Source organism: Candidatus Riesia pediculicola (assembly GCF_002073915.1).
GTDB lineage: Bacteria > Pseudomonadota > Gammaproteobacteria > Enterobacterales > Enterobacteriaceae > Riesia > Riesia pediculicola.
Genome location: NZ_CP012841.1, coordinates 343,564 through 362,499 on the forward strand (window position 1 = coordinate 343,564; position 18,936 = coordinate 362,499).

Genomic DNA, 18,936 nt, shown 5'->3' on the forward strand with positions numbered 1-18,936 from the left:
TAAAATCATTCTCTTGCCGGATTTTTGAAACATAATTTAAATCGATAACCGTCTGATTGAATATCGTTCAGGTCAAATATCAATTCATTTGTAATAGAGATATTTTTTTCTATTTTTATTCTTATGAAAGAATCCTCTTTTTTATAGAAGAAATAAACAGGTTTATTTCCGAAACGATAACGAATCAACAAAGTTTGAATTTTTTTTAAAAAATGTTTTCTAATTTTTCCTTCTTTTGACATAATCGAAATACATCTCACATATTTCTCTCTAGCTTCGTTTAGATCCATCAAGTTATATACATTCATTCTTTTTGTGTGAGTATACTCATTATTTTCAATATTACCAGTGACTATTAAAATGTTCTCTTTTTTTAAAAGAGATCCATATCTTTCCATTTTTTCAGGAAATAAAACAATTTCTAAATTTCCAGAAAAATCGCTTAGAGTACATATTCCAATTGTTTTTGAATTTCGAAAAAAATTCGAAGTTTTACATTTTACTAATCTACAAGAGGATATAGATCCTACAACTGTGAGAGAACTTTCTTGTGAAAAACTATGAGACAATATATCTCTGATATTCTTTCCTCTCGTATAATAACTTATTTCAGAACGATAGAAAGATGTTGGATGATTGGTTAAATAAAAACCAAGAGTATCTCTTTCACCATAGAAAACCATTCTTTTCAATCTTTTTCTGGATAAATCGTCTATTTCTCGAATAGATCGATTTTTTCTTATGTCTGTTTCAAACATATCGATCTGTCCAGAAGATTGAACTTTTTTTTCTTGCGCTGTTAATTTTAATGCATCTTTTAAAATATGTAACATCTCAAATCTTTTTTGACCAAAACAATCAAAAGATCCAGATAAAATTAATTTTTCGAGAGTTTTACGATTTACTGTTTTAACGTTTATTCTTCTACAAAAATCGAAGATGTCTAGAAATTTTCCATATTTATTTCGAGAAGATATCATTTTTTCGATTACTGATTTTCCAATTCCTTTAATTGCTCCCATTCCATAAATAATTTCTCCATTGCGATTGACTTGAAAGAAGTACATTCCCTGATTAACGTTTGGAGGTAAAATTTTGATCTTCAACCTTCGACATTCATTTACTAGTTCAAATATTTTATCTAAATTGTTCATCTCAGATGTCATCGAAGCAGCTATGAATTCAGAAGGATAATGAGATTTCAACCATAAAGTTTGATAGGATATGAGTGCGTAAGCAGCTGAATGTGACTTATTAAAACCGTAACCTGAAAATTTTTCCATAAGATCGAACATTCTGGAAGCCATCTCTCTATCGATTCCTCTTTTTAAGCATCTTCTTTCGAAATTTTTTCTCTGATCTTTCATTTCTTTTTTATTTTTTTTACTCATAGCTCTTCTTAATATGTCAGCTTCTCCAAGAGAATATCCTGCAAGAATTTGTGCTATCTGCATTACTTGTTCTTGATATAGGATGATTCCGTATGTATTTTTTAGAATTGGTTTTAAAAGATCGTGTTGACATTCTTCTTCTGGATAAGAGATCTTTTCCAATCCGTTCTTACGATTGATAAAATTACTTATCATTCCAGATTTTAAAGGTCCAGGTCGAAACAGCGCGATTAAGGAAATGATGTCTTCGAAACAATCCGGTTGTAATCTTCTAATCAAATCTTTCATTCCTCTGGATTCTAATTGAAATATTGCAACTGTCTCTGCTGATCTTAGTAGATCAAAAGACATTGGATCATTTAAAGATATGGAATTAAGATCTGATAACGTAATTTTTTTTAGATCTGAAGAATGAAAGTTGATGATTTCGATAGTATCACGAATAATTGTTAAAGTTTTTAATCCTAAGAAATCAAATTTTACCAGACCAATCTTTTCAATATCATCTTTATCAAGATGTGTAAGTGAGTTTTTTCCAATCGAGTCGTAATATAAAGGAAAATACTTTATGATTTTTTTTGGAGAGATGACTATACCTCCAGCATGTTTGCTCACATTTCGAACAATTCCCTCCAATTTTTTAGCAGTATCAAGCAATATCTTTACTTCTTCTTCATTTTCATACAGTTTTTTTAATTTTTTTTCTGATGATAAAGCATGTTCAATTGTCATACCTGGATCAAATGGAATCAATTTGGATATGCGATTAGTAAAACTGTATGGATAACACATAGCTCTTCCTACGTCTTTAACAACGGATCTAGCTGTCATTGTTCCAAATGCTATGATCTGAGAAACGAAATCTTTTCCATATTTTTTTATGACGTGTTCTATTACAAGATCTCTTTTTTCCACACAAAAATCAATATCGAAATCTGGCATAGAAATCCTTTCTTTATTTAAGAATCTCTCAAAAACTAAATTAAATTTGATTGGATCCAGTTCTGTAATTTTTAAAGAATAAGCAACTAAAGAACCTGCTCCCGATCCTCTTCCGGGACCAACTGGTATGTTTTTTCTTTTGGACCAATTCACGAATTCCATGACTATTAAGAAATATCCTGAAAATCCCATTTGATGGATGATATTGATTTCTTCCGATAATCTTTGGTCGTATTTATCTCTTTTTCTTTTTCGAATAGATGGATCTGGATAGATTTTTTTTAATCTTTCTTCAAGACCAGATCTTGCAGAAAAGACGAAGAAATCTTCTATTCGAACATTTTTAATCGGAAAAACAGGTAACAAAAAATTGCTAAATGAAAATTGGAGATTACATCTTTTAGCAATTTCTACAGTATTTTTTAAGGATTCTGGAATGTCACGAAAAAGATCATTCATCTCTTTTGAACTACGTAAATACTGTTGATCACTATATCGTAAATCATCTTTTCTAGACTTTGAAAGTACAAATCCATTTTGAATTGCAACTCGGATTTTATGAGCGAAAAAATCATTCTTGAAAACAAATCGGACGTTATTAGTAGCTACGATAGGTATCTTTTTTTTTTTAGATAATTGAATAACTTTATGAATGTACTTTTCTTCTTCTATTTTTCCAGTTCGAGTAATCTCCATGTAATAATGATTATGAAAATAGGTACCATAGAAATTAAGGTTTTTTTTAAGATCAGAGAGATTATTTTCCAAAATATTTTTTCCTATATCTCCTGATATCCCTCCGGAAAGTAGAATAAGCCCTTCTCTATATAGTATGAGCCAATCTTTTTTGATAATTGGACCCATTGTACTATTTCCATCTCGATAAGCTAAAGAAATCAGTTGTACCAGATTTTGATATCCTTTGTGATCTTTTATTAATATGGTTAATTCGTAATAAGTTTCAAAACCGTTTTTTGATAAATCTTGAACGATGACATCTGATCCGATGATTGGTTTAATTCCAACTGATCTAGATAATTCGTAAAATTTGATCATTCCGTGTAAATTGACGAAATCAGTGATTGCTATAGATGGCATTTTCAATTCTAAGGCTCTATCTATCAAAATATCTATCCTTGATAAACCATCTGACATAGAATAGTCACTACGAACGTGCAAATGTATAAATTTTGGTTCTTTATTCATATATCATAGAACGTCTTTTCAAAAAAATTGAATTCAATTAAATTTTAATGTTATATCGATATCAAAAAAGTTCTTTGAAAGAGTTGGTCAGATCGATCAACTTTTCTTTTTTCATACATTTTTTCTAGAATTCATTTTAAAAGTGAAAAATCGGGAAATTATTTCAAGAATGAAAAAATTTTTGTTTTTTAAAGTGTTATATTCTTCATAAAAATATAATTTTTTTCAACTCTTGTAATAAAAAGTTGATCAAAAGTTAATGATTTAAATTTCTTATTTTTAACGTTCCTCTTTAAAAATAAGTAAGAAAAGTTATATAGCTTTTACATACTACATATTTTTGATACTTTCTCAAATAAAAACAATGGTAAGATTTATTATTAGACGAATTGTGAAGAAAACGGTGATATAAGAATGAAAGGAAATAGACTTCTGTTTTTCTGCTCTTAATTCCTAGAAGTTTTTTGAATGAATTATGAGAAATTTTTCGGTCCATTCGATCGAATCGATTTCTTATATTTTTCGATTTTTCTTTTAAAAAAATTGTTGTTCTCATATAGAACAAATAAGAAACTTTTTGAGTTTTCGAATAAAGAAAATCGTCAATTTTTGAATTAAATTTTGATGGGTCAGAAACATATTTTGAAATATAAATATTTTTGTTTATGTTTTTCGAAAAAAAATTACTCAGATTTAATCAAAAATGAATAATTTTTTCTTCTCTATCTTATTATTTTGTACTACATTCGTGTCTCTTTTATTATAAATTTCCTGTTTTAGGAACCTAAAAATTCAGAAAACTTCTTAATCAATTTATTTAAAAGATGAATGGCTGATCTTATACGAAATAAAAGCATTTACTAAGTAGTTGAATTAGAAATAAATGAGGATATTAGTAATTTTCCTTCCTACTTCTTATGTTTCTTGAATGCGAGAACACATCATAGTAGCTTTACAAACCATTTTTTTATCTACCATTACTGTTCCTTCAAACCGTGTTAAGCTCCTCTTTGTTTTAATGAGCTTCACTTGAAATATCATTTGATCTCCGGGTTGTACTGGATATTTAAATCTAGCTTCGTCGATTCCAACAAGATAATAAAGTTCTCTTGAATTAACTTTACTGATACTTTTGAAAGCTAAAATTCCAGCAGATTGGGCTATCGCTTCCAATATCAATACGCCCGGAAACACTGGTTTTTTTGGAAAATGACCTTGAAAAAATGGTTCATTAAAAGAGACATTCTTAATTGCACGTAAGTATTCTCCTTTTTTAAAGTCTAAAATCCGATCAACTAAAAGGAAAGGATAACGATGTGGTAGTAGATTTAAAATTTCTTCTATATTAAGAACATTTTTTTCATTCATACTATTTTTAATATCTACGTCAATTATAAAATAATTGAATAATCAAAAGTTTTAAAATGTTCAATCTTATCGAAAGAAATGCTCATGGATTATTCATAATTCAAAGTTACTTTTAATGCGAGATATCTTTTTTGATATTTTTTCTGAAAGGAGTATTTTTATTATTAATTTAATAAAAATTGAAGAAAAGAACAATATTTAACAAAATGATTTTTCTCCTCCTTTTTTCAGAAATAAAGTTGAATTTCGAATCTTTTTTTCGATTCGATTATGAGTAAGTTGAGTAACTAAGTAACACAATTGATCCAATTGATCATCTAAATCGAGATTTGGAAACGTTCTTCGTTACAAAAATTTAAAAAGTACATTCTCTTAAATCTCTCCTTTGTTTTTAAATATCCAATCAAATATCTTATCGATTTTTTTGATAGTATTTTTGAGATTTGTCAATTTTTATTTTCAGGAACACATTTTGATATCGAGATTAATTCTAACACTTTTTTCTGATAAACAGTTAAAAAATCAATTTAAAAAAACATCTCTAAAAATCCATTCAATTTGTTCGATTTACTATTATTTCGTGTTCTTTTTTAGGATATAAGATAATAATATTAAAAAAAGAATAATTTTTAATGTATCTCTAAAAAAGATACGAATTCAATAAGATTGAAAAAAATTCTTAAACATTAATGAAATTCTATAAGAATCATAAAATACGATCTTTTAAAAGAGATTATAAACAGAGTAATAAATTGATCAATTTTCATATCATTCAAAAAAAAGAAGAGATGATTTTGGTTATTCTAAAATTTGAAAAAATCGTATATAATCGATGTGTGCTTTTTTGTGATAGAGTTTTCTCCTTAGAAAAGATGGAAAGATGTGAGATCCATACTTTTATCTGTTATACAATTTGTTTTAGTCTATAAGAATACTGAACTTTTTAAGATAATCGATGGATTTGTTTTAAAAAATATTAATTTCTGATGAATTTTTTCGATCGTATAGATACAAATAAGAATATCTTATTTTTTACCACACCCTTCCGATATTAAATTGAAATTTTTCCAATTTATCTTGTTGAAAGTATTTCACTGGAATTGCATATGAAAAGTTGATTAATCCGATTGGAGAAATCCATCTTAAAACAAATCCAGTAGATACTCTTAAACCAGATGTTTTTTCATAGTCTGGTATTTTTTTTCCTAAAAATTCAGAAATTTTTTGCTTTCCTACTTCCCGAATTGTTCCAGAATCGATAAAAAACGAGGTTCTTACATTTTCTTGATATTTTTCAAAAAAAAATAAGTTTGGAATAATCAATTCTAAAAAATTCATTATTATGAAATTACCACCAATTGAACGTTGCACGTCAAGGTCGAGTTGTGGATGAAAAGATCCATCTTTACCGATTTGAAAAAGAACGGATTTAGGTCCAATACTATCTGATTGAAATCCTCGAATCAAGTGATCTTCAGAAGAATGAAAATTTTCGTAGAAAGGAAAATGTCTTTTAGAATTTCCGTAACCTATTATCGTTCTAAAGAAAAATATCCAATTTTTTCTCAAATCTATTGGAAAATAATTTTTAATATCCAATATGCTTTTGAAATATCGACTATTAGAATTAAATATGGAGAGTTTACTACTGACCGAAATTTTTTTTCCAGATTTTGGAAAGATTTTATCATCTAAATCTTCTCGATTCCAACTAAAATTTAAGGAAATATCTTTTATTTCATAATGAGCGTCTTTCTTTAGAAAGATGTTTTGATTTTCCATAGACTTGAAGTATTTCAACAAGTGAACTTCAGGTTTCATGTTAGACACAAAGTTCTTCGTAATTTCCAATCCTATATTAAAAACGTCTTTTTTAGTGATTGGGAAACCTAAGAAAGTATTCAGATTAAAAGTTATATTGTCATACAATAATAAATTGGAATCTTTAGAAAATAGGTGATTATAAAGAACTTTAGAGTGAAGTCCAACTTTGTTTCGAATATATTTTGGATTGAAAAAAGAAAGATGAATTAGTTTAGAATAATCGTTTTTAACACCTTTTAAATTTACTGAATTTCCAAGTCCAAACCAATTTTTTTTTTGCATACTTCCATAAAGATTGATTCCATTCTCTTTGTTCATCCCTATTCCCATACTAATAAGATTAAGATATACTTCTTTTACTTGGTAAATCACATTCACTTTGTTTTGAAATTTTGGTAAAATCTCGATTGAACAATTAACTTTCTCAAAAAATCCAGTTCTTTCTAGATTAAATTGACCAGCTCGTATTAGGTTAATATCGATCGGTTTATCCTCCATTTTAGGGACTTTTCTTCGTAAAACTTTATCTTGAATGGATAAATTTCCAAAAAACTTTATTTCTTTTACAAGATATTGTTTTCCCATATCAATATCGAAAAAGATTTGAATTATCTTCTTTATATCATCAATTTTGTAATCTGTTCTAATAAAGGGATTGATATATCCAAGGGAACAAAGAAATCTTTCTATTTTCTTTTGAATTTCTCCAATTTTTCTTTCTCGAAAGATAGATTGATTTTTAGTATCATTGATCAAACCGTTTAGTTTTTGTAAGTATGCATCGTCTATTTTTCCCCGAAATTCAATCTTATTCAATCTATATTGTTCTCCTTCGTTTATTCGGATGTTAATGTGTACACTTTTATTTTCTGTTAAATTAATCCAAATATGATCAATTCTAAATCGTACATATCCATGATTCATATAAAATGATCTTAATTCCTTCAAACCTAAATTCAATCGATCCTCTCCATATTTTAAAACGTTCGAGCTTTCTATACTTCTTAAAGAGAATAGATTGATTAATTTTTCAGTTCGGAAATGTTTATTTCCGAAAATTCTGATTTGACTAATTTTAAATTGATTTCCTTCATCTAGTATCAAATCAAGAGAGATATAACGATTCGATAAAGATTTGATTCTAACAGATATCTTAGCATCGTATCTTCCTAAAAAATAATAAAGTTGATATAAATTTTTCTTGAAACAATATAGTTTTTTTTCATTTAATTTCTGATCTACTTCAATATTACATTGTTCTAATTTTTCTTTTAGAACTTTTGCACTTAAGAGTTTATTTCCTCGAAAATTTATTATTTTGATAGTTGACTCATTTTGTCTAGAAGGAGAAAAAAATTGATTTTCGTATGTTTTTAGAACAGACGAATTTTTTTTTATGTAAAACAAGTTATAGACGATATCTTTTAATTTTCTTATTCGATTTTCATCGATTTTTTGAGATGGAAGATGGAAAAATGTAGAACTGATAATTTGTTTTTTTATTTGTTTTAAATAATTTTTTAGATTTATATTTAAAAAGACGTTATTTTTTGAAGGATTTCCAGTACATATCAAGAGTAGAATCAATATGATTTTCATCTTCATATATTTATATTTTGAAGAGATTTTATTAAGAATCAATTTTTTTAACGAGAAAAATTTAATATTTTATTAGATTGAAAACTTTTTGATCATTTTTGTCTGAAGAATTAATACATAAAGAACTTTTTTGATATAAATTTATGCACCTTCTCTAGATACAGAAAAATCCTTTTATAATGAATCTTCTATAATCTATTTTTAAAATTCATCTTTTTTTATTCCATAAAAAGAACTCTCTTAAGAATAAGAGAAAAAGTTATTAAAATGCTTTATGTATCAAAAGAAATATAAATATAATTCGATAATTTATTCAAATACATTAATAATTGAAGGAAAGATAGAAAATAGTATGTTCTCTTTTAAAGAGATATCTAAATCTTTAATATTCTTTCTTCTCTTATTTTTATCAAAAAAAATGATGAGTTATGTTTTTTACTATTTAGTTTCTAAAACAAATGACTAAACTTTTATAAATTGGTCATAAGTGAATAGTTTAAGAAATACGATAAACGTAGGAATAGCTGATGTTAAACTATCTATTCTATCTAAAATTCCTCCATGACCTGGAATAATTCTTCCAGTATCTTTGATTCCAAACTTCCTTTTAAACATGCTTTCCAATAGATCTCCAAAGATAGAAATTATTACAATAATTAAAGAAGAAAAAAAAATCTGATATTTCGATCCTAAAAAAATAGATGTATTAATGTAAAAAAATGTCCAAGAAAAAATTTGAGAACATGCCATTCCTCCCAACACACCTTCTATTGTTTTGTTAGGAGAAACATGTTCTGCTAATTTTTTTTTTCCTAACATTTTTCCAAAAAAATAAGAACTTATATCGAACACCCAAACTAAAAGTATTACATATAGTATCAACCAACTTCCAATTGTTGGATGATCATTTCTGTGCATATCTTTTAAAAAAATTATGCAAAAGTTAAACGGAAAAATTGTTAGTACGTAAAATAAAGATTTTAGAACGGAAGAATTTCCCCAAATTTTTGAGGATTTTGGAAAAGTTGTGATTAAAATTATTGCAAAAAACCACCATATTGAACCTATTATAAGAATAATTTTCATAATTTGATTCATCATGAATTCATCTAAATTAATGAAAAAAAATTCTAAAAATAGCAGAGAGAATCCGAATAGAAAAGCATAAATTAATTTCTTGAATTGTTTTTTGAACCCAATAAACTGTGACCATTCCCAAGCAGCTAGAGTTGATACGAATGCAGATACTTGAACCACCATTCTGGAAGATAACAAAAAGATAGAGAAGATGACAATTGGAATTAGAAAAATAGAAGAAACTAATCGATGACTAAAGTTTGAAAGATTTTTATCGTATTTTAGTGACATTTGCATTACCAAATCTTCTTTCTCTCATATTGAAATTCGTTATTGCTTCTTGAAAAACTTCTTCAGTGAAGTCAGGCCAGAGTATATCCGTAAAATATAGTTCGGAATATGCTATTTGCCAAAGTAGAAAATTACTTATTCTATATTCTCTACCTGTTCTGATAACTAGATCTACGTCCGGTTGATCGTTCAGACAGATAAAACGATTTATGGTATGTTCTCGGATGTCTTCTATCAGGATGGAACCTTCTTGAACTTTTTTGATTATTGTTTTTATACTACGTAAAATATCCCATCTTCCGCTATAATTGACTGCAATATTTAAATTTAGTTTGATATTATTTTTTGTTAAATTTACAATATTTTGTACTTTTTTTTGAATACTTTTTCCAAATTGATTTATTTCTCCAATAATGAATAATCTAATATTATGTATCTTGAATCTTTCAAAAGTTTTCTTTCCCAAGAAAAAAGAAAATAATCTTATCAAAGAAGAAATTTCTTTTTCAGATCTATTCCAATTTTCTTTACTAAAAGCAAACAAAGTTAGTGAAACAATATTATTATTTAGAGCATATTTTATTGCTTTTTGAGCAGATGTTACTCCCGCTATATGTCCTTGTATCGTAGATTTTCCATTTCTTTTTGCCCATCTTCTATTTCCATCCATGATTATAGCGACATGTTTCGGAAAATCGAATTTTAGATGATTATTTTTTTTTTCTCCAATATTGTTCATTTTTATTTTGTAGATAATCGTTTTGAATTTTTTTTTAAACTAAGCACACAAAATTCAATGATATGATTTAACTTGTTGTATGGCTATTTTTCTGGATTCAAAATCGATATCTACTATTTCTTCAATAGTTTTCGGCTCTTGAAAATTTGACCTCTCTAAAACTTCGCTATTGATTTTAAAAATATCTGTAAATTTAATTTTCCTAGATAGGAAAGCAGATACCGCTATTTCATTTGCAGCATTCAATGCTGTCACCTTAGATTGTCTTCCAGATTGACAAACTTCCATCACAAGCTTTAAACAAGGATACTTTTCATAATTTGGTTTCAAAAAAGTCAAAGAATGAATTTTTTTTAAATCTAAAGTCTCTTGAATACTTTTATCACATTGAGATGGATAAAACATACCATAACTTATGGCAGTTATCATTTTGGGTACTCCAAGTTTGGCGATAACACTTCCATCTATGCAGTGAATCATTGCGTGAACAACGGATTGGGGATGAATTAGAATTTCTATTTGATCAAAATCAATGTTAAAAAAATATTTTGCTTCGATATATTCAAATCCTTTATTGATCATAGTAGCTGAATCTACAGAAATTTTTTTTCCCATCTTCCATTTCGGATGACGACAAGCTTCTTCTGGAGTTATTGAATCGAGTTGAGAGTTTGAAAGAGTTAAAAAAGGACCTCCTGATCCAGTTAACGTAATCTTATTTATTCCAATTTTTTCGAGATTAAAAAAACCTAAATTGGAATGAAAATCTTTCGGTAACATTCGAAAGATGGCATTAATTTCACTATCTATGGGTAATATTTGAGATTCGTATTTTTTTACTTCTTCTAAGAATAACTTTCCACAGGATATTAAAGATTCTTTGTTAGCTAATAGTATTTTTCTTCCTTTTCGTACAAATTTAATTGTTGGAATCAATCCATCTATTCCAGTAATAGCTGAAACTATATAGTTTACTGAATTTATGTTAGATAGTTCTTCAAACTTGTTTTTTCCAAATAAAACTTTAGTAGGACATTGATTGTTTTTTAAGATCTCATTAAGAATTTTAGAAGAACGTTCGTTTGATAATATGACATATTTTGGAGAAAATTCTATACATTGCTCGGAAATTAATTGAACATTATTATTTGCAACTAAAGCGATTATTTTAAATTTTCTTGGATACTTTCTAACGATTGATAAAACTATTTTTCCAATTGATCCAGTTGAACCTAATACGACTATTTGAATCATTTTTTGCATGACTTTTTTAAATATCTTTTTAAATTTAAATCTTTTTGAAAGATTTAGAGAACAGAAATTTAATTTAGAAATGAAGTAAACTTCGTTCTTTTTCTTTTAAAATCACATCAATCTTTTTAATAAATGTGTCTGTGTAATCTTGTATTTCCATGTATATTACTTTTCCGTTATCTTCATCAATTTTTTTAGATTTAATTAATGTTTTTATCTTATCTTTGGTTACTTTTCTAATTTTTCTAATGGAAATTTTTTCAGTTTCCGCCATTTTTTGAACTATCTTAATTAGATTTTTCCTCCTTTCTTCGGTAATTAGTGGAAAAACCAATTTGATAACATTTTCAGATAAGAATATTTGACAATCCAATCTCAATTTAAGAATTTCTTCTTTAACTATTTTAATTAAAGAACGATCGAAGACGGTAATAGATAAAGTACGAGAATTCTTAGAAGAAATTAAAGAAATTTTGTTTAAAGGAGTTTGAGATCCGTAACAAAATACTGAAACTTTTTCTAAAATGTTTGGATCGATCTTTTCTGAACGTATTTTATTAATTCTCTTCTCGAAAGAACGAACAATCTGATTCATATTTTTTTTAACTTCTATTTTTAAATTTTGAATCATATTTACCTCTAGTCTTACGTAAAAGTTGCAATTGTCTTTTATTTTTCGAAGAAACCAAGGTACCTTCTTTTGATCCAGTAATAATCCGAAATAATGCACCAGATTTATTAATATTGAATATACGAATTGGAAAATCGTGATTTCTAGCTAAGTCAAGTGCAGTCAAATCCATTATTTTAAGTTCTTTTTGTATAACTTCTTGATAAGTAAGGTTTTCATAAAGTATAGCATCTTTACTTTTTGAGGGATCACTTGAGTATATTCCGTCCACTTTGGTTGCTTTTAAAATCAAATCTGCTCTAATTTCAATTCCTCTTAAACATGCTGCAGAATCTGTTGTAAAGAAAGGATTACCTATTCCTCCTGAAAATATCACTACCTTGTTATTTCTAAGAAGATCAATTGCTTCTGTCCAATTGTATCTTTTACATATTCCGTTCAGTGAAATTGAACACATTAATTTATTTTGAACTTTGGCTTGATTTAACGCATCATTCATTGCTAATCCGTTTATAACGGTAGCTAACATTCCCATATGATCAGCTGAAACTCTTTCAATACCAAACTTTTCTAATCGATCCCCTCTCAGAAAATTACCTCCTCCAATTACTATCCCAATTTGTACTGATAATCCCACTAATTCCTTAATTTCTATTGCTATGCGATTTAGAACAACTGGATCTATTCCATAATTCTGAGATCCCCTTAAAATTTCTCCACTAATTTTTAGTAAAATTCTTTGATATATCGGCTTAGGAGTTTGATAAAACATTTTATGGTTGATTTGATCAATTATATGGTATGTTATTTATAAAATTAATGTTTTTTATATTTTTGTTTGGAAATTCTTAAATAAATTTGAAAGAATTTAAATTTTGCTTCAGAAAATCCATTCTCAAAAAGAACGTCTTATTTGAATAGAATTTTTAAAGATTTCTATATTTTCATGATGATAAAGTCAACTATTTTTGACTTATTCTCTTGTAGTAATTGCCAAACTTTTCTCTGAGTATCAAAGATAAATGGTTGTTCAACTAGAATAGAGTTATCGGTAGAACAATCAGTCGCACTTTCAATTGATTTGTCTGAAATAATGTCATTTTTTTTAGTTTCTATTGATAAATCTTTCTTTTTTTTTAAAGTCTTCTTTATCATATCAGATCTATCAATGTATTTTGATTCATTAGCTACTATTTGCATAGCGATTTGTTTTCCAAAAATTTTGCTAGAGTTTTCTATATGAACAAGCACTCCAATTTGATTTCTATGTAAATATCCGTACACTTTTCTACCTTCTAGAATAGAAAAATTTTCAATTTTTACGTTTTCTTTAGATTGCAATATCATTTCATTTATTTCATGAGTGAAATATTTTCTAATAGAACAAATTTTAAATATTTTTTCTTGAACAATAGAACTCATAATTTTTTTTTTGAATTTTAGAAATTCAAAACTTCTAGCTAAAAATTCAGTTTCGCATTTTATTTTTAGTAAAACACCAAATGTTCTGTCTTCAGAAATTTTTAAGCCAATTGATCCTACTTGAGTTTTGTTCCCATATTTTTCTTTGGCTTTTTTTTTCTTATTTTTCTGAATTAGATTTATCGCTAAGTCGATATTTTCCGGAAATTTATTTAATGCAGCTCTGCATTCCAATATATTGGCTCCGGTTTTCTCTCGAATCTCTTTGATCAAATTTAGATATGAATTGATTTTTTTCGACATATTGAGTTTCCTATAGTCTTAAACAATTTTTGCTAAGTTCATAGTGGATTCATTTTTAAAATTGTAATTAACTATGAATAAAAACATCATTGACATATTTTTTATCTATATTATTTTTAGATTTCTCTTGTGTCATCCGAATCGAATGAGAAATATATTCTAAATAAAATTTAATCGATTTAATCGAATCATCATTTCCAGGAATAACATGATCAATCCCGTCTGGATTGGAGTTAGTGTCAACTATTGCAAAAGTTTGAATATTTAGAATATTAGCCTCTTTAACTGCAATTTTTTCATGTTCTACATCGATAATAAACATTGCATCTGGTAACATTGACATTTTTTTAATTCCACCTAAACTATTCTCTAATTTTTGAAATTTTCTGGTTCGAATTAAAGCTTCCTTTTTGGTTAACTTTTTAAAAATGCCATCTCGTATTTGAGATTCTAACTCATTAAGTTTTTTAATAGATTGACGAACTGTTTTCCAATTTGTTAATGTCCCGCCTAACCATCTTTTATTTACAAAATATTGTTCGCAATAAATAGCAGATTCTTTTATCAAAGAGCTAGCGGATCTTTTAGTGCCAACAAATAAAATTTTACCTCTTCTTTCAACAATTTTATTAATTTTTTCAGAAGCTGAACGCAATAAAAGAGATGTTTTTTCTAAATCTATTATATGAATGTTGTTTTGAACACCAAAAATATAATCTTTCATCTTTGGATTCCAGTATCTTCTCTGATGACCAAAATGTACTCCACATTCAATCATTTCTGATATTGAAAAGTGCATTGTTCGATTTCCTTTAACTTGAATTTTTAATCAACGTTTCATATGATTATGATATATTAAAATAGTTCAAATTTCATTGATGGACGAAAAAACAAATTTTATAAAAAAATGAGCACAAATCATTTTTGAAATATGATATTTTATATTTTACATAAAATTAAGTATTATGTATCTAAAAAAAACTGAATTAATAGGATAAAAAGATTGTTATGTCAAAAATATCTTTTAAATCTAATTAAACTGAAATATATTTCAGAAAAAAATTTATTATCTTTGAATAAATTTTACATTTCTGTTCTTAAATAATTTTTATGATTTTTCACTTTTCAAAAAAATATGATTAATTTGATTAAAACAAAAGAAGAAATTCAAAAAATGCGAATTGTCGGAAGAATTTCGGCTAAAGTATTGGAATTCATAGAGCCGTATATTCTACCTGGAATATCTACTGGAGAAATTGATCGAATTTGTCATGACTATATTACAAAAGAAATGAAAGCTATTCCAGCATGTTTAAATTATCATGGGTTTCCAAAATCTATTTGCACATCCGTAAATGATGTAATTTGTCATGGAGTACCGAGTGAAAAAGAAATATTAAAAGAAAAAGATATTATTAATATAGATGTAGCAGTTTTTAAAGATGGCTTTTATGGAGATACATCTAAAATGTTTTTTGTTGGAAAACCAGAAGTAAATAGTAAAAATTTATGTAAAATAGCGCAACTTAGTTTGTATATCGCAATAAAAATTATTAAGCCAGGATTATCATTACGATCTATTGGAAAAACAATTCAAAATTTTGTTAGGAAACATCAATTTTCAATTGTTAGGGAATATTGTGGTCATGGAATTGGAAGATCCTTTCATGAAGATCCTCCAATTTTACATTATGATGCAGAAGATAAAGGAATTAAACTTCAACCAGGTATGATTTTTACTATAGAACCAATGATTAACTATGGAAGTGAAGAATCTAAGATTATGGAAGATGGATGGACTGTAAAAACAGTTGACAAAAGTTTATCAGCACAGTATGAACATACCATTTTAGTCACAAAAAGTGGATATGAAATTTTAACTTTGAGAAAAGAAGAATCTTTTTTTTAAGAAAAATTTTTTGTTAGATTCCCAAAATGATTCTTTCTTGTTTTAGCTATTAATAGATAGATTTTAATAGTTTTATCTTTAATAGATTATTATGAATTCCAATTCTACGAAAAAAACTTTAGAACTAATTTTGTGAAAATTTTTAATTATTTTCAAATATTTGTTTTCAATATCATGAATCGAATGAAAGAATATATAGAAGATGTATTTAAAAATATCGAAAAAATAAATTCAGATAATGTCGATCAAAAAACAAAATGTTCAGTTTTTCAAATAATATCTGATTTAAATAACGGAAAAGTCAGACTTGCCGAAAAAACTAACAATATCTGGAAAACTAACCACTGGGTAAAGAAAGCTATACTAATTTACTTTAAGATAAAAAAAAATAGAATCTTTCTTGAAGAAAGAACAACATATTTCGATAAAATTAATTCTAAGTTTTTCAAATACGATTTTGATAGTTTCCAAGAGAAAAAAATTAGAGTTGTTCCAATTGCTACAGTAAGATATGGATCTTTTATTGGAAAAAGAACAGTGCTTATGCCCTGTTACGTTAATATTGGCGCTTACATTGGAGAAGGAACTATGATAGATACATGGTCTACCATTGGCTCTGGTGCACAAATCGGAAATCATGTACATATATCTGGTGGAGTTGGAATAGGAGGAGTTTTAGAACCAATTCAAGAAGATCCAACCATTATTGAGGACTATTGTTTTATAGGCGCCAGATCTGAAATAACTGAAGGAGTGATCGTGGAAAAATACTCTGTAATTTCGATGGGTGTTTATATTAGTAAGAGTACAAAGATTTATGATAGAGAGCAAGATAAAATCAGTTATGGATTAGTTCCCTCTGGATCAGTTGTGATACCTGGTGTTATTCCAGATGAAAGTGGAAAATTTGGTATGTATTGTGCTATCATTGCAAAAAAAGTAGATAAAAATACAAGAAAGAAAGTATCTATCAATTCTCTATTGAGAAGTGTTTAGAATAGAAATACAAAAAGATAACTCTTTTGGATGATGGATGATATCTATAATTTTTTCAAGTTCGTTTCAGAATATAATTTAATTCCTTGAAATATAGACTCCGCTATTTTTTTTTGAAATCGTAATTTGTTTAAGTTTTTTTCTTCTTCTGCATTACTTATAAATGCGGTTTCTACTAAAACGGAAGGAACCTTAGGCATTCCAAGAATAACAAAGTTAGCGGTTTCCACCTCTTTTTTATGTAATTTGTTGACTGTAGAAATTTTTTTTAAAATGTAGCATCCTAATTTAAAACTATTTCGAATGGTCTCTATTTGATTGTTCATATTTTCTTTTTTGTTTTTTAAATTTTTTAAAGAAAGACAACTTTGTAATAAATCATTCTGACAAAAATCGTTCTTTTGTTCTTTAGAAAATATGAATACAGAGGAACCGAAAGCATTTCTATTTTTACAAGAATTCGCATGAATTGAGATTAATAAATTTGCTTTTAATCGATGAGTTTTATAAATTCTCTCGCTTAGAGAGATGAACTTGTCTTCTTTTCTAGTCATATAAGATTTCATCGTAATATTCGAATTAATCAACTTATTCAATTTTTTTGAGATACTTAAAACAACATCTTTTTCCAAAGTTCCATATTTTCCTATGGCTCCTGGATCTTCTCCTCCATGCCCAGGATCAATCATAATTATTAAAAGATTTTTTTTATTTTTCTTTTTTGAAACATTTAATTTTTTTGAGTTTAATCGAACTAATTTTTTTTCTTTTGATATTTCGGAAAAGTATTTTTTATATTGAATTTTTTCTATGAAATTTTGATCATTCTGTTTTTTACAAAACGAATAGAGATCTACATTTTTAACTTTCAAACTTTTTTGAAAAAAAAAGAAGAATTCTTTGAGATAATCTTGATGGTTTCTTCTTAAAAGAAATGCGAGATAAGATTGATGATTCTGATGGATTTGAGAGTGTTTAAAACATGAAAAATTAATATTTTTTAAAAAAGATTTTTTTGAATTTAGCAGTATTCTTTTCGATTTTTTCGTGGAAACTTGATAATTTTTAGATTTTTGATTGTTTTTAATTGTTATTGGAAAAATTTTCTTAATCTCGATTTTAACATAAGAAAATTCAAAAGAAAAACAATAGAAAAAAAGATAAATTAAAATTGAAAATAATACTATAATCGTTTTTTTATTCAACAAGAAATTGAATAGAACCTCCTTTTCCAAAGCTTCCATTATATTTAACATTCTATAAATTTTTTAATAATTTCATGATCTATACTAACTTCATTAAAAAAATCAAAAACTAATTGAACAAAAACTTAAAAATTTTTATCATAATAGAATTATGTTCAATGAATATCAAATTCTTTCTCCTTATGCTCTATAAATAATAGAGTCTTTCTTATTAAGAAAGAGTCAATTAATTAATTTTTGAAATTCATATTATCAATTGAATTGATGAACGATTTATTCAAAAAAAAAAGAAAGTCTTTAAAGAAATTTTTATTCATCCGAAAAAGAAGATTTTTTGATCAATTAATAAAGTATTGAGATTACTTTATCGATTTAAAAAATGACAAAAATATGCATTCTTCAGAAATCTCTCTGCATATAAAATAGTATTTGGATTGAAAAAAAAATTACATTTTTGCAAAAATCCTTTATTGATTTAAAATAAAAAATTCTTAATAGGATTACATGAAGAATATTACGAAACAAGAAATTTTTAGAATTAGATAGAGTATTTATTAAATCAGTCCTTTATTTTTCAATTTTTAATCGAATTGATTCAACGGAATCTAGAGGTACAAAATACGAAATATTAGGAATTAAAAGATAAACTGACTTTTTTCTAAAATCGTTGCTCTACAAAAATATTTTGTAATTTAGACATTTTGAAATGTTAATAAAATATTTCTCAGAGCTTTTTAAAATTCGATTTCAGATTGATATAGAAGTCTATTTTCGTTAAA

At 26.6% G+C, this 18,936-nt stretch carries 13 protein-coding genes; 2 read left to right on the forward strand and 11 right to left on the reverse strand.

Going from position 1 to position 18,936, the window contains the following annotated elements; genetic code table 11:
- Positions 1-5: 5 nt before the first annotated feature.
- From dnaE to rpsB, 10 genes are all read right to left on the reverse strand, one after another.
- Positions 6-3,539, reverse strand: a complete 3,534-nt coding sequence (gene dnaE, locus AOE55_RS01575; RefSeq protein WP_013087584.1) for a DNA polymerase III subunit alpha — start codon at positions 3,537-3,539, stop codon at positions 6-8.
- A gap of 915 nt (positions 3,540-4,454) precedes the next feature.
- Positions 4,455-4,907, reverse strand: coding sequence for a 3-hydroxyacyl-ACP dehydratase FabZ (gene fabZ / locus AOE55_RS01580; protein WP_013087656.1), 453 nt, complete (start codon positions 4,905-4,907; stop codon positions 4,455-4,457).
- 1,032 nt (positions 4,908-5,939) lie between these two features.
- Entirely contained in the window at positions 5,940-8,336 is a 2,397-nt protein-coding gene (gene bamA / locus AOE55_RS01590) for an outer membrane protein assembly factor BamA (protein WP_013087796.1), read from the reverse strand.
- Between the two features lie 456 nt (positions 8,337-8,792).
- A complete protein-coding gene (locus tag AOE55_RS01600) occupies positions 8,793-9,704 on the reverse strand; it encodes a phosphatidate cytidylyltransferase (RefSeq protein ID WP_013087884.1) in 912 nt (303 codons plus the stop codon).
- Positions 9,679-10,437 carry a polyprenyl diphosphate synthase gene (gene uppS, locus AOE55_RS01605; protein WP_013087900.1) on the reverse strand — a complete coding sequence of 253 codons (759 nt, stop codon included), beginning with the start codon at positions 10,435-10,437 and terminating at the stop codon, positions 9,679-9,681. The genes AOE55_RS01600 and uppS overlap by 26 nt, the downstream gene beginning before the upstream one ends.
- A 54-nt stretch (positions 10,438-10,491) precedes the next feature.
- Entirely contained in the window at positions 10,492-11,700 is a 1,209-nt protein-coding gene (ispC, locus tag AOE55_RS01610; protein WP_013087696.1) for a 1-deoxy-D-xylulose-5-phosphate reductoisomerase, read from the reverse strand.
- 64 nt (positions 11,701-11,764) lie between these two features.
- The gene (locus AOE55_RS01615) at positions 11,765-12,322 is read right to left on the reverse strand and encodes a ribosome-recycling factor (protein WP_080611729.1); all 558 of its coding nucleotides are present in this window, start codon (positions 12,320-12,322) and stop codon (positions 11,765-11,767) included.
- Complete coding sequence (gene pyrH / locus AOE55_RS01620) at positions 12,294-13,094, reverse strand: UMP kinase (protein WP_013087715.1); 801 nt, start codon at positions 13,092-13,094, stop codon at positions 12,294-12,296. The genes AOE55_RS01615 and pyrH overlap by 29 nt, the downstream gene beginning before the upstream one ends.
- Before the next feature lie 164 nt (positions 13,095-13,258).
- Positions 13,259-14,047 (reverse strand): translation elongation factor Ts, encoded by a 789-nt coding sequence (tsf, locus tag AOE55_RS01625; RefSeq protein ID WP_013087645.1) that lies wholly within the window; start codon positions 14,045-14,047, stop codon positions 13,259-13,261.
- A 67-nt stretch (positions 14,048-14,114) separates the two neighbouring features.
- Complete coding sequence (rpsB, locus tag AOE55_RS01630; protein ID WP_013087831.1) at positions 14,115-14,846, reverse strand: 30S ribosomal protein S2; 732 nt, start codon at positions 14,844-14,846, stop codon at positions 14,115-14,117.
- A gap of 336 nt (positions 14,847-15,182) precedes the next feature.
- On the opposite strand from rpsB, the gene map reads away from it, so the two are divergent.
- Complete coding sequence (gene map, locus AOE55_RS01635) at positions 15,183-15,956, forward strand: type I methionyl aminopeptidase (protein WP_013087774.1); 774 nt, start codon at positions 15,183-15,185, stop codon at positions 15,954-15,956.
- A 174-nt stretch (positions 15,957-16,130) separates the two neighbouring features.
- Positions 16,131-16,952 carry a 2,3,4,5-tetrahydropyridine-2,6-dicarboxylate N-succinyltransferase gene (dapD, locus tag AOE55_RS01640; protein ID WP_080611732.1) on the forward strand — a complete coding sequence of 274 codons (822 nt, stop codon included), beginning with the start codon at positions 16,131-16,133 and terminating at the stop codon, positions 16,950-16,952.
- A gap of 44 nt (positions 16,953-16,996) precedes the next feature.
- On the opposite strand, the gene AOE55_RS01645 is transcribed toward dapD, so the two are convergent.
- On the reverse strand, positions 16,997-18,208 hold the full coding sequence (locus AOE55_RS01645; protein ID WP_080611734.1) for an N-acetylmuramoyl-L-alanine amidase family protein: 1,212 nt from the start codon (positions 18,206-18,208) through the stop codon (positions 16,997-16,999).
- Positions 18,209-18,936: the final 728 nt, after the last annotated feature.

Excerpts from the sequence above, each read along its gene's own strand:
- dnaE (WP_013087584.1), bottom strand. The coding sequence starts at position 3,539 with ATGAATAAAGAACCAAAATTTATACATTTGCACGTTCGTAGTGACTAT.
- fabZ (WP_013087656.1), bottom strand. The coding sequence starts at position 4,907 with ATGAATGAAAAAAATGTTCTTAATATAGAAGAAATTTTAAATCTACTA.
- bamA (WP_013087796.1), bottom strand. The coding sequence starts at position 8,336 with ATGAAGATGAAAATCATATTGATTCTACTCTTGATATGTACTGGAAAT.
- AOE55_RS01600 (WP_013087884.1), bottom strand. The coding sequence starts at position 9,704 with ATGCAAATGTCACTAAAATACGATAAAAATCTTTCAAACTTTAGTCAT.
- uppS (WP_013087900.1), bottom strand. The coding sequence starts at position 10,437 with ATGAACAATATTGGAGAAAAAAAAAATAATCATCTAAAATTCGATTTT.
- ispC (WP_013087696.1), bottom strand. The coding sequence starts at position 11,700 with ATGCAAAAAATGATTCAAATAGTCGTATTAGGTTCAACTGGATCAATT.
- AOE55_RS01615 (WP_080611729.1), bottom strand. The coding sequence starts at position 12,322 with ATGATTCAAAATTTAAAAATAGAAGTTAAAAAAAATATGAATCAGATT.
- pyrH (WP_013087715.1), bottom strand. The coding sequence starts at position 13,094 with ATGTTTTATCAAACTCCTAAGCCGATATATCAAAGAATTTTACTAAAA.
- tsf (WP_013087645.1), bottom strand. The coding sequence starts at position 14,047 with ATGTCGAAAAAAATCAATTCATATCTAAATTTGATCAAAGAGATTCGA.
- rpsB (WP_013087831.1), bottom strand. The coding sequence starts at position 14,846 with ATGCACTTTTCAATATCAGAAATGATTGAATGTGGAGTACATTTTGGT.
- map (WP_013087774.1), top strand. The coding sequence starts at position 15,183 with ATGATTAATTTGATTAAAACAAAAGAAGAAATTCAAAAAATGCGAATT.
- dapD (WP_080611732.1), top strand. The coding sequence starts at position 16,131 with ATGAATCGAATGAAAGAATATATAGAAGATGTATTTAAAAATATCGAA.
- AOE55_RS01645 (WP_080611734.1), bottom strand. The coding sequence starts at position 18,208 with ATGTTAAATATAATGGAAGCTTTGGAAAAGGAGGTTCTATTCAATTTC.